Origin of the sequence: Pseudozobellia sp. WGM2, from assembly GCF_017810075.1 — a bacterium.
Taxonomy (GTDB): Bacteria; Bacteroidota; Bacteroidia; order Flavobacteriales; family Flavobacteriaceae; genus JADNYK01.
This window is the reverse complement of record NZ_JADNYK010000001.1, coordinates 92796-105774: the sequence shown is the minus strand read 5'-3', so window position 1 is coordinate 105774 and position 12979 is coordinate 92796. Positions and strand designations below refer to the sequence as shown.

Annotated in this window: 11 protein-coding genes; 9 read left to right on the top strand and 2 right to left on the bottom strand. The window is 40.1% G+C overall.

The window, feature by feature from the left end; genetic code table 11:
- Positions 1-112: 112 nt before the first annotated feature.
- Entirely contained in the window at positions 113-1234 is a 1122-nt protein-coding gene (locus tag IV512_RS00485; RefSeq protein WP_209399632.1) for a PQQ-dependent sugar dehydrogenase, read from the top strand.
- A 39-nt stretch (positions 1235-1273) separates the two neighbouring features.
- Entirely contained in the window at positions 1274-1672 is a 399-nt protein-coding gene (locus tag IV512_RS00480) for a cytochrome c (RefSeq protein WP_209399630.1), read from the top strand.
- Positions 1673-1675: 3 nt separating this feature from the next.
- Here the strand turns inward: IV512_RS00480 and murQ are convergent, their stop codons facing one another.
- A complete protein-coding gene (gene murQ / locus IV512_RS00475) occupies positions 1676-2491 on the bottom strand; it encodes an N-acetylmuramic acid 6-phosphate etherase (protein WP_209399628.1) in 816 nt (271 codons plus the stop codon).
- A 5-nt stretch (positions 2492-2496) separates the two neighbouring features.
- Entirely contained in the window at positions 2497-3246 is a 750-nt protein-coding gene (locus tag IV512_RS00470) for a DeoR/GlpR family DNA-binding transcription regulator (RefSeq protein ID WP_209400672.1), read from the bottom strand.
- Between the two features lie 194 nt (positions 3247-3440).
- Here IV512_RS00470 and nagB point away from each other — a divergent pair, with 194 nt between their 5' ends.
- From nagB to IV512_RS00435, 7 genes are read left to right on the top strand one after another with little or no spacing between them, the layout of a single operon-like run.
- On the top strand, positions 3441-5372 hold the full coding sequence (nagB, locus tag IV512_RS00465) for a glucosamine-6-phosphate deaminase (protein WP_209399626.1): 1932 nt from the start codon (positions 3441-3443) through the stop codon (positions 5370-5372).
- 36 nt (positions 5373-5408) lie between these two features.
- Positions 5409-6968, top strand: coding sequence for a glycoside hydrolase family 10 protein (locus IV512_RS00460; protein ID WP_245224634.1), 1560 nt, complete (start codon positions 5409-5411; stop codon positions 6966-6968).
- Complete coding sequence (locus IV512_RS00455) at positions 6961-8235, top strand: MFS transporter (RefSeq protein ID WP_209399624.1); 1275 nt, start codon at positions 6961-6963, stop codon at positions 8233-8235. Before IV512_RS00460 ends, IV512_RS00455 begins: the two co-directional genes overlap by 8 nt.
- A 16-nt stretch (positions 8236-8251) precedes the next feature.
- On the top strand, positions 8252-9796 hold the full coding sequence (locus IV512_RS00450) for a glycoside hydrolase family 3 protein (RefSeq protein ID WP_245224633.1): 1545 nt from the start codon (positions 8252-8254) through the stop codon (positions 9794-9796).
- Positions 9793-10869 (top strand): anhydro-N-acetylmuramic acid kinase, encoded by a 1077-nt coding sequence (locus IV512_RS00445; protein ID WP_209399620.1) that lies wholly within the window; start codon positions 9793-9795, stop codon positions 10867-10869. Before IV512_RS00450 ends, IV512_RS00445 begins: the two co-directional genes overlap by 4 nt.
- Before the next feature lie 55 nt (positions 10870-10924).
- Positions 10925-11185, top strand: coding sequence for a DUF4212 domain-containing protein (locus IV512_RS00440; RefSeq protein WP_209399619.1), 261 nt, complete (start codon positions 10925-10927; stop codon positions 11183-11185).
- Between the two features lie 54 nt (positions 11186-11239).
- The gene (locus tag IV512_RS00435; protein WP_209399618.1) at positions 11240-12952 is read left to right on the top strand and encodes a sodium:solute symporter family protein; all 1713 of its coding nucleotides are present in this window, start codon (positions 11240-11242) and stop codon (positions 12950-12952) included.
- Positions 12953-12979: the final 27 nt, after the last annotated feature.

Genomic DNA, 12979 nt, shown 5'->3' with positions numbered 1-12979 from the left:
GAATAGATGCGATTTGGGAGCATTTTATTCTTAAGTGTAATTATTTAAACTTATAAATTCTCTTTATATTTATCCGCTAGGCATACATTAATATTACTTTTAACGTGAAACCATGAAAAATAGTGTACTTCTTGTCTTTTTAACCATTGGCATTTTCAATTCGTCTTGCGCTCAAGATGCTGAAAACCAAGTAAAAGACCCTAAAAACACCCCCTTTACCCAACAGCTTATAATCGATGAAATGCAGATTCCGTGGGGAATGGCTTTTTTACCAGATGGAAGTATGCTCGTAACAGAAAAATCGGGAGAGATAATCCATTTCAAAGAAGGAGTTAAGACAAAAATCTCAAACGTTCCAGAAGTATATACGAGAGGTCAGGGTGGATTATTGGATATCGAGGTACATCCCGATTACGAAAACAATGGATGGATCTATATTTCTTACGCTTCTGAAGAAGGGGAAGAAAAAGGTGGGCATACAGCATTGATGCGTGCTAAATTAAAAGACAACTCACTAACTGATAACGAGTTACTATACAAAGCCACACCCAACACTACCAAAGGTCAACACTTTGGCTCTCGAATAGTATTTGATAATGATGGCTACTTATTCTTATCGATAGGAGAACGTGGTGCACGTGATGAAAACCCACAAGATATTACACGAGACGGAGGTAAAATCTATCGATTTCATGAGGATGGTAAAATACCCGATGACAATCCTTTCGTTGGGCAAGATGGTGCAAAGACCGCAATTTACAGTTACGGACACAGAAACCCTCAAGGCCTAGCCAAGCATCCGGAAACAGGCGAAATATGGGATAACGAACACGGACCAAGAGGTGGCGATGAAATAAATGTTATCAAACCCGGAGCAAATTACGGGTGGCCCGTAATCACTTACGGCATTAATTACAGTGGAACAATCATTACTGACGAAACAGAAAAAGAAGGTATGGAACAACCCCTACACTATTGGGTGCCTAGTATAGCCCCAAGTGGTATGGCTTTTATTTCTTCTGATAAGTATGGCGATTGGCAAGGTAGCGTTTTAGTAGGTTCCTTAAAATTTCAATATTTGGAGCGTCTAGAACTTGAGGGCAACAAAGTAGTAAACCGAGAAAAGCTTATGGCCGATATAGGTCGTGTACGCGATGTAAAAGAAGGTCCTGATGGTTTAATTTATGTTGCGGTAGAAGGCAAAGGAATTTATAAGTTAGTTCCGAAAAGTTAAATCTTACTACGAAAATTACGTTCCCCTAAATTATTATTTATGAAGTTTTTACTCGTTTTGGTCTTTTTAGCTACCACCACGAATTCCTTATATGCACAAGAGGCGGATTTGGAGGAAAGTATGTTAAGGGGAAAAGAAATTTACATGGATTTCTGCGTTACCTGTCATATGGAAAATGGCGAAGGGGTGCCCAACACCTTTCCCCCACTAGCACAGTCTGACTATCTTGCCAAAAACAGGGAAGCTAGTATCAAGGGTGTCAAATACGGTCAACAGGGGGAAATAGTAGTCAATGGTGTAATTTATAACAATACAATGGCCCCTATGGGTCTTGAACCCGAAGAAATTGCCGATGTTATGAACTATATTATGAATTCTTGGGGCAACTGGTCAGATAAATTAGTTACGACCGATGAAGTTGATGCCATCACCAAATAAGAGTTAAATATCTGCACCCGCGTCAATAGCCGCCTTTACTGAACCGTATTTTTTCAACAGCTTTTCAGCGTCATTGTATGGTATTCCCAAGCCTTCGGCCACGTAGCGCGCTCCCCTATCAACTAGCTTGACGTTACTCAACTGCATATTAACCATCTTGTTACCTTTTACCCTGCCTATTTTAATCATTAAAGCGGTTGAAATCATGTTCAATGCCAATTTTTGTGAAGTGCCACTTTTCATTCGGGTACTACCAGTAACAAACTCTGGCCCAACATTCATTTCTATAGGTATATCGGCTGTCGTAGCCAAGGGAGAGCCAGGGTTATTTGTGACTCCAGCAGTCAAAAGTCCATTTTTCTTTGCTTGGTCTATTCCTCCCAGAACATAAGGGGTCGTACCCGAGGCGGCTATACCAACAACAACGTCCAATTCATTAATATCGTGAAGCATCATATCTTTCCAGGCCTGTTCAGTATCATCTTCGGCGTTTTCTACCGATTTTCTAATAGCCTTATCTCCACCTGCGATAATACCGATTACACGAGTGTGAGGTAAACCATAGGTCGGCGGTATTTCAGAAGCGTCCAAAACTCCTAATCGACCACTGGTGCCCGCACCAATATAAAAGAGCCTGCCTCCTTTTTCAAATCTTTCCGCCAAAGCATCGACCAGTTTTGTAATATTAGGTATAGCATCGGCAACAGCTTGGGCAACTTTCTGGTCTTCTTCATTCATCTTTTGAAGAATAGAAACCGTATCAAGTGACTCAAGATTATCGTGGTTTGAAGGTTTTTCGGTTATTTTGGTATAGTCCATAGTAATTATAAAATTCTGATATCGTGGTTTCTGAATGAATTTAAAAGTTCGTTTTCCGGATCAAGTTCCGTAATCATGGTATTTATGGCATTGATATCACATGTTTTGTATCGATGCTGAGAGTTCAGTTTTTCTGAAATTGATAAAAGTACCGTTTTTTTCGAGCATTTTATGACTGCTTTTTTCACCTGTACAATATCCCAATCGAACTCGGTAAGCCCATAGAACGAATCTACATACCCCGTACCGATAAAACTATAATCAACCTTTATTTCTGAAAGATTATGTATAGCATTGGCACCAATTGTGGTCTGAGATTCACTGGAGACCTGACCTCCAACGATTATAACGTTAACATTCGGTTTGGTCAATAATTCAGAAGCCACTGGCAAGCTATGTGTGAAACAAGTAATATCTAGATTTTGGGGTATCAGGCGGGCCAGTTCGGAGCAAGTAGTTCCTCCATCGATAAAAATAACAGAACCAGGTTTTAATAAAGTCAGCGCTTTCTCCGCTATTTTGTTTTTCTCCTCTAACTTGTAAATATTTTGATTTCTGGTGCTATTCATGGTAAAACCTAATGAAACGGCACCTCCGTGAACTTTTCTCAACTTATTTTCTGCATCGAGTTCCTTTACATCACGACGTATGGTATCTATCGAAACATCGAGGGTCTCGGCAATATCGGTCAGTAAAATACGATTGTGAAGCTCTACTTCGCTTAAAATCGTTTGTTGTCGTTCTTCCTTTAGCATGGTATCAACTAATTCATAAATATCCGGCAGCAAATATAGCCAATATTATCGAATGCTGTTTTTTACTGCTTTAAAGTTAAGAAATCTTTAAAAAAGCAAAAAACAGCATAATTAAAAGCAAAAAACAGCATTTAAAACCAATCCTTGCCTATATTTGCATGATTCTAAACCTCTACCTAAAGAACAAAATTGAAATGAAAACAATCTTAGAAAGAAACGGTTCAAACATTGAGTACAGACCTGTAGGACAATTCGAAGAAACAAGATTCGAGAAAATACATAATGTGATTTTTTCCGACTCTAATGAAGCTTCCATTAAGGTGGCCGAAGAAATTGCTGGTCTTATCAGAAAAAAACAAGAAGCCAACAAAACATGTGTTCTTGGTCTGGCCACGGGGTCTTCACCTATTAAAGTATATGAAGAGCTGGTTCGCATGCACCAAGAAGATGGGTTGAGCTTCTACAATGTAATTACGTTCAATCTTGACGAATACCTACCGATGGAGAAAGATAACCGTCAGAGTTACTGGTATTTCATGCACGAACATTTGTTCAATCATATTGATATTCCTGAAGAGAATATCCACATTCCCGATGGCACTATTTTAGGTGGAAATGTTATTGACTACTGTTTGGCTTACGAAAAGGAAATAAAAAAGGCCGGAGGATTAGATTTTCAATTATTGGGTATTGGTAGAACTGGCCATATCGGTTTCAACGAACCTGGATCTCATTACAATTCAGGAACTCGTGTAATTACCTTAGACCATATTACCCGTGTAGATGCTGCTCCGTCTTTCTTAGGTATAGACAATGTACCAAGAAAAGCGATTACGATGGGTATAGCAACAGTTAGAAGTGCGAAAAGAATAGTGCTACTCGGTTGGGGTCAAAACAAGGCGGATATCATAAAAAAAACGGTAGAAGGTGAAGTTTCACCACAAGTACCAGCTACCTATTTACAGCAACACGGCAACTGTACATTTGTTCTAGATACTGGTGCAGGTAGTGAGCTTACCAGAAATAAAACACCATGGTTGGTCGATGAATCGTTGGACTGGACGGAAAGCTTGACTGCGAAGGCTATCGTATGGCTCTGCGACAAGACCGATAAATCAATTCTTAGCCTTACCGATAAAGATTACAATGACAATGGAATGTCAGGTTTATTGACTACACAAGATTCTTATGACCTGAACATTCAAATGTTCAATAAACTTCAGCATACAATTACAGGTTGGCCAGGTGGCAAACCTAATGCCGATGATACCAACAGACCGGAGAGAGCCGAGCCGGCAAAGAAAAGAGTAATTATATTCAGCCCTCACCCTGATGATGATGTTATTTCTATGGGGGGTACTTTCGACCGATTGGTAGAGCAGGGTCATGAAGTGCATATAGTTTATCAAACCTCTGGTAATATTGCAGTGTCCGATGCCGATGCCCTGCGCTATGCCGGTATTGCCAAGAGAATTAAACCCTCAGATGAGGCACAACAGCTTATAGATGATATCAAAGCTAAAAAAGAAAGCAGCTTCGATACTCTAAATGTTAGAAAACTTAAAGGAAATATAAGACGTGGAGAATCATATGCTGCTACACGTTATTTGGGTTTATCTGATGAAAATGTTCATTTTTTAGATTTGCCATTTTATGAGACTGGTGCTATCAAGAAAAATAATCTTTCTGATGCCGATATTGAGATTATGATGAATATCATCACAGAAATAAAACCACATCAAATTTATGCCGCAGGTGACCTTGCAGATCCGCACGGCACTCATAAAGTTTGTTTAGATGCTGTTTTCGAGTCTATGAAACGTTTGAAGTCTGAGCCTTTTATGGAAGACTGCTGGTTGTGGCTTTACAGAGGCGCGTGGCACGAGTGGGATATTCATGAAATCGAAATGGCCGTACCTATGAGTCCGGATCAGGTGTTGAAAAAGCGCTATGCCATATTCTGTCACCAATCGCAGAAAGATGGGGTTATGTTTCAAGGTGATGATGCTAGGGAATTCTGGATGCGGGCCGAGGAACGCAACAGAGGTACCGCCCAAAAATACAGGGCATTGGGCTTGTCAGACTATGCTGCAATTGAAGCGTTTGTTCGTTATAAATTCGATTAATTTTTAATGGATTATTTTAAAGGCCTATTATTTTCAATGATAGGCCTTCTTTTGTTCATGACTAAAAACTTACTTTTCATATTTGTATTGCTCTTTAGTTTAAATTCTTGCTCGGTATTTCAACCGGTGCCTGAACCTAGAAGAGAGTTCCGTGGCTTTTGGATGGCAACAGTCGTAAATATTGACTGGCCCAAAAGCGGTCATGATTCCATAGCAAAGCAAAAAGCGGACTACCTCAAAATACTTGATTTTTATCAAAACCTAAATTTTAACGCCGCTATAGTTCAAGTGCGCACTGCGGGCGATGCATTTTACGACTCAAATTATGCACCTTGGTCACGATATTTAACGGGTGAAGAAGGAAAAGCTCCTGATTCAACTCAATCAAACCACAAGACAGGAATGTTGGGTTGGATGATTGATGAAGCTCACAATCGTGGTATGGAGTTTCATGCATGGTTAAATCCATATCGTGCTACTTTTGACCTGAAAACAGAGACTTTAAGTACCAATCATGATTACCATAGACATCCCGATTGGATGGTGAAATATGGGAAGAAATATTATTACAATCCAGGTTTGCCGGCTGTTCAAGACCACATGGTTTCAATTATTAAAGAACTCATCAATAACTACCCTATAGATGCCATACATTATGATGATTATTTCTACCCCTACACGATAAAAGGCGAAACATTTAAAGATTCCACTACCTTCAACAACTATAGACTTGCCAATCAGAATCTGGAAGATTGGCGAAGAAGCAATATGGATTCACTTATTAAAAAAAGTTACCATGCCATTCAAGAAGTTAGACCCTCGGTTCAATTTGGGGTAAGCCCGTTCGGTGTATGGAAAAACAAAAGCACCGACCCGAAAGGATCTGATACCCGGGCAGGTCAGACTACTTTCGAAAATTTATATGCCGACCCCTTACTGTGGATGCAAGAAGGTTGGCTCGACTATATAGTTCCTCAAATTTATTGGAGTATGGATTTAGAGGTAGCTTCTCACAGAAAATTACTGGATTGGTGGGCAGATAACACTCAAACAACCAATCTCTATATTGGTAATGGTCCATACAAAATCAAGAATAATAGTGACAAAGCATGGAATAAAAACCGAGAGCTACCTGACCAACTCACATATGCTCGAAAAAATAAAACCGTTAACGGCAATGTCTTTTTTAGTGCTAAAAGTCTTATGCAGCAGAAGAAAGGTTATATCAAACGATTAAAGAAAAAATTTTATAAAAACCCTGCTTTGCCACCATTAGTAAATGTGGGCGACTTTATCCCCTTTAAAATTCCGACTCTAATAAAAGTTGAGAAAAGTAGCGGTAAAGTAATCTTGCATTTTGATAATCTTCAAGATGTACAACAAATAATTTTTTATTCCTCCGGAAATGAGGCCCAACTCTACTATCAAAATAAAAGAATTCTTTCCAAAATTTTTGTCGAAGAAGAGAATATGATTGTATTTCAGTCCGACGATGTAATTAACAAAAAAAATATAGCATATACATTTATCGACAAGTATGGTAAGGAAAGTGAGCCTAAAATCATACATTTAAAGCAAACCGAACTTTATGATTAAAAAAGATAAACGGGCGTGGGCTTGGGTTCCCCCGCTTTATTTTGCAGAAGGCCTACCCAATGTAATCATCGCTTCGGTCTCGGTAATCATGTACAAGAAATTGGGTATCAGCAATACCGATATTACCCTTTACACCGGCCTATTGTATTTGCCGTGGGTACTAAAACCTATCTGGAGCCCTATTGTAGACCTTAAAAGCACCAAAAGAAATTGGTTCTTGATCATGCAACTTTTAATATCGGTCATGTTTTTGGCCGTTGGCCTTACCTTACCCACACAAATGTTTTTTGTGACTACCTTGGCCTGTTTTTGGGTAGCGGCATTCGCTTCGGCGACCAATGATATTGCTTCAGATGGATATTATATGATTGGGCTTTCCGAAAAAAAACAATCTTTTTTTGTAGGTATTAGAAGCACCTTTTATAGGCTCGCCATGGTTACTGGTAGTGGTCTCATAGTTGTTTTCGGTGGATATCTCGAAAGAATCTACGGAGACAATACAAAAGCTTGGAGCATAACCATGATAGCCACGGGCGCGTTAATGCTGTTACTTACCATCATAAACTTCTTTACAACTCCCAAATTCGAAAGCTCTTTGGCTATTAAAACACAAAGGCCGAAAGCATTTTTAGAAGTGTTTACATCCTTTTTTAAAAAGCCGAACATCGCCGTAGCATTGGCCTTCATTTTGACGTATCGGCTTGGTGAATCTCAACTGGCTAAAGTTGCTCAATTATTCATGCTCGACGAACGTACCAAAGGGGGGCTGGCCATTTCAACTGAAAACGTCGGTATTATTTACGGAGTGGTCGGTCTGATCACGCTTTCTGCTGGTGGTATTTTAGGCGGAATTTTAATTTCGAGGGATGGACTAAAAAAATGGATGCTACCCATGATGTTGTTTCTTAACGTACCCAACGTACTTTATGCAATTCTGGCAGTATCAAAAACTTCAAATTTGGCATTTGTTATTGGCACTGTAGCTTTCGAACAATTTGGCTATGGTTTTGGTTTTGCAGCCTTCCTCATGTACCTCATCTACATAGCCGAAGGGCAATCAAAAACATCTCATTACGCCATAGCCACCGGTTTTATGGCCTTGGGGGCCATGCTTCCGGGAATGATAAGCGGAGCTGTTCAAAAATGGTTGGGTTACGATGGATTTTTCATTTGGGTCGTTATATCGGCCCTACCCGCATTCTTTCTATTAAAATTTTTAAAATACCCCCCGGAATTCGGAAAAAAATCGGCACAGACAGATGCTTAAAGTAAACACCTACACTATGCAGAGTGATAAATTGAACCTTGCGGAAAAAGTCGGACAACTCTTTATGCCAGCTGCTTTTATCAATGATTCAGAAGAGGAAATTAAACAGCTCGAACAATTGATAAGGAAACACCATGTCGGTGGTATATGCTTTTTTCATAGTCGAGCCAGTGCGGCCACTAATTTTGAGGGCAAAAAGCTGGTTGTCAAAAATGAGAATAGTTATGATACCCTAAAGAATTTAATCCAACGTTACCAAAATGCGGCAAAATACCCTTTATTGGTGGCGATTGATGCAGAGTGGGGTTTGGCCATGCGTATCGAAAACACGCCGCAATACCCTTATGCCATTACTTTGGGTGCGCTTCAAGATAATAACGAACTTATTTTTCAGGTAGGGAAAAATATTGCCCAAGATTGTATTTCCGCAGGTATTCATTGGAATCTTTCTCCAGTGGTCGATATTAACAATAATGCGCACAACCCCGTTATCGGGTATAGATCTTTTGGGGAAGATAGAGATTTGGTGACCGAAAAGGCTCTACATTACATCAAGGGTACACTAAGCGAAGGTGTATTGACCAGCATCAAGCATTTTCCGGGTCATGGTGACACGGCCACAGATTCCCATTTAGGACTACCCGTAATCGAAAAATCGAAAGACGAACTTATAGAAAATGAACTTTATCCTTTTAAAAAACTGATTGCCGAAGGTGTTGAAGCGGTTATGGTCGGGCACCTATCCGTTCCGGCATTGGCAAAAGGAAAAAATACACCTTCAAGTATATCTAAAGATATTATCAAAGGTATTTTAAGAAAAGATATGCAATTTGATGGGGTCGTTATTTCCGACGCTCTAAATATGCATGCAGTCTCTAAGAATTACCCCGAAAAAGGTGAATTGGAATGGTCCGCTTTCGACGCTGGAAACGATATTTTATGCTTTGCAGAAAATACCTCTGAAGGGATTCAAAAAATTATCGAAAATGCTTCGGAAGGACAAATTGAAGAAAGCTTCAAAAGAGTATGGCGATTAAAAGAAAAGGTCTATCGGCAAGTTGAAAAAGAAACCACCCTTTCTAATGCTTCCAATTTAAATAAAAAAATTGCGCAGAAAAGCATTACCCTTTTAAAGGGAGATGAGAAAACGATAGCTAATTTTAGAAACCAAAATTTTACTGCTGTTAGCAACAACCTAGAAAAAGGGAAGTCTTTCTTGAATAGTCTCAAAAGTAATGCCTTCATTAACCTAGAAGAGGCTGAAGATTTAAATAAGACGAACCTTGTTTTAGCCTTATTTCCACCACAAATTAAACCGAACAATAATTTCGGACTCCCCTTAGGGCAACTGGAATCTATAAGTCGAATAATTAAAAATAATCGAGTAGTTCTTTATCTGTTCGGTAATCCTTATGTTCTAAACCATCTGAATATTGATACAGCTGAGGCGGTCATCGTTGCTTATCAAGATTTTGAAGAATTTCAACATGTAGCACAGCAGCATTTTTTAGGCAAACAAGAGGCGGTTGGCAAACTGCCTGTAACTATTGAAAAGAGATGAAAAGTCAAAATATTATCGGTTTAATGTCCGGCACTTCGTTAGACGGTCTAGATTTGGCCTACTGCAAAATAGATCAGCAAGACGGTAACTACAATTTCGAAATTGCGCAGACGAAAAGTGTTTCCTATTCCGAAGAAATGAAAAACCGCCTTAAAAATTCCATCTATTTGGCTGCGGACGAATTGCTTATATTTCATAATTCATACGGAACTTGGCTGGGCGAACAGGTAAGAGATTTTGTCACCGAGCATAACTTGAAAGTCGATAGTATTGCAAGCCACGGTCATACCACACATCATCAGCCCGAGAACGGGCTCACCTTTCAAATAGGTTCTGGCCAACATATAGCCAATGCCTGTGGTCAAAAAGTTATTTGTGATTTTCGCACCAATGATGTTGCGCTGCATGGGCAAGGAGCCCCCCTTGTACCCATCGGTGATAGACTTTTCTTTAACCAATATGACTTCTGCTTGAATTTGGGCGGTATCAGTAATGTATCATTTGAGAAAAATGGAAAGCGATTGGCTTATGATATAGGGTTGGCCAATATGATTCTGAACCATATCACGCAAAAAGAAGGCCTAGCATATGATAAAGGCGGCCAATTGGCACGAAGTGGAGAGGTAAATGTTGATATGCTACAAAAACTTAATGCCTTGAAGTTTTATAAGCTCCCCTTTCCAAAATCAATTGGTTTTGAATGGTTTGTAGACAAAGTAGCCCCCATAGTCGATGGCACCAATGACCATATGAACAATCTATTGTGCACCAGTATTCATCATATATGTGAACAAGTAGCCATACAAATAAAGAACAATGCTCAAACTGATAGTCAAAGTCTCTTTGTTACAGGTGGGGGAGCTCTAAATGATTTTTTGGTGGAAACACTTCAAGACAAACTTGGTGATTCGGTTAAAGTTGTCGTGCCAGAAAAAAAGCTTATCGAATTTAAAGAAGCTTTGGTTTTTGCGCTAATGGGAGTTTTACGATTGCAAGAAAAAACCAACGTTCTTTGCTCGGTTACCGGTGCAAAATCAGATTCATCGAGCGGTATCATTTATTTACCAAATTAAATCTGCAACAAATTGTTATATTAGTAAATTCAACAACTTAAATTTAAAATCCACCATGTCCGAAAAGCAAGAAAAAGCCAGTGCTTACTGGAAAGAAAACGTCAGATACTTGTTCATTCTTCTTGCCATATGGTTTGCGGTATCGTATGGTGCCGGAATTTTATTTAGGGATGCGTTGAACCAAATCAGAATCGGAGGTTTTGAACTAGGCTTTTGGTTCGCCCAACAAGGTTCTATTTATGTATTTGTAATCCTCATATTCGTTTATGTACGGTTGATGAATACCTTGGATAAAAAATACGGCTACAACGAATAAACCCAATACCAACCAACAATTTCCCTGTTCTGGGAATAACCAAAATCAAAACCTATGGATGTTCAAACGTGGACGTATCTTTTAGTCGGAATTACTTTTACGCTCTATATCGGCATTGCCATTTGGTCGAGGGCCGGATCTACCAACGATTTTTACGTGGCCGGTGGTGGCGTTTCTCCGCTCGCAAATGGCATGGCTACGGCCGCCGATTGGATGTCCGCCGCCTCTTTTATCTCTATGGCGGGCATAATTTCCTTTGCAGGATACGACGGCTCGGTCTACCTTATGGGGTGGACAGGTGGTTATGTGCTGCTAGCCCTACTCTTGGCGCCCTATCTTAGAAAATTCGGAAAGTTCACCGTACCCGATTTCATAGGCGATAGGTACTATTCAAAAACAGCTCGTATCGTAGCCGTAATTTGTGCCCTAATTGTCTCCTTTACCTATGTGGCAGGTCAAATGCGCGGTGTGGGCGTAGTTTTCTCCCGTTTTCTTGAGGTTGACATCAATACTGGCGTTATTATCGGTATGGTCATTGTTCTTTTCTATGCCGTTTTAGGGGGCATGAAAGGCATCACCTATACCCAGGTGGCCCAATACTGTGTACTTATTTTTGCCTTTATGGTCCCGGCTATCTTTATTTCCATACAAATGACCGGAAATCCTATTCCGCAGTTGGGTATGGGGTCACAACTAAACGATGGCTCTGGAGTATATTTGCTGGACAAACTCAACGGACTCTCTACTGAGCTTGGTTTTGCCGAATATACCGACGGTAAAAAATCTACCATTGATGTCTTCATGATAACGTTGGCACTTATGGTGGGTACTGCGGGTCTACCGCATGTAATCGTTCGTTTCTTTACGGTAAAGCGTGTAAAAGATGCTAGAAAATCAGCGGGCTTGGCTCTTTTATTAATAGCCATATTGTATACTACGGCACCAGCGGTATCGGTTTTCGCCCGCACCAATATGATCAATACGGTGAGTAATAAAGAATATAGCACAATGCCCGAATGGTTCAAAAACTGGGAAACTACGGGCTTATTGATTTTTGACGATAAAAATAAAGATGGTAAAATTCAATATGTTGCCGATACCTCTAAGAACGAGTTAACGGTAGACCGTGATATTATGGTATTGGCGAATCCTGAGATTGCAGACCTTCCAGCTTGGGTAATCGCTCTTGTGGCTGCAGGTAGTTTAGCGGCCGCTTTATCTACCGCTGCCGGTCTTCTTTTAGTAATTTCTGCTTCGGTCTCTCACGATTTAATCAAAAAAATATTGGCCCCGGGCATTTCAGAGAAAGGAGAGCTCTGGGCAGCCCGTGGTGCCGCCACCGTAGCAGTCGTTATTGCCGGGTATTTTGGAATAAACCCGCCAGGCTTTGTCGCTGCAGTTGTGGCATTGGCTTTTGGTCTCGCAGCCGCTTCTTTTTTCCCCGCAATCGTTTTAGGCATTTTTTATAAAAAAATGAATAAAGAGGGTGCCATTGCCGGAATGGTCATCGGTATATCGTTGATGCTCTTTTATATGTTGAAATTCAAGTTCGGAATTTTTGATGGTGGTAAAGAGGCAGTGCCAACTTTGGAAAAAGATTGGTGGTTCGGCATATCACCCGAAGGGTTCGGCAGTGTAGCGATGATTGTCAACTTTCTTGTATCGATAGTCATTATGAAATTCACTCCCCCGCCTCCTGAAGACGTACAAGAAATCGTAGAAGATATTAGAATCCCCAGTGGTGCCGGAGAGGCCACTGGACATTAATAATTTTTTTAACTTTAAAGAAACACA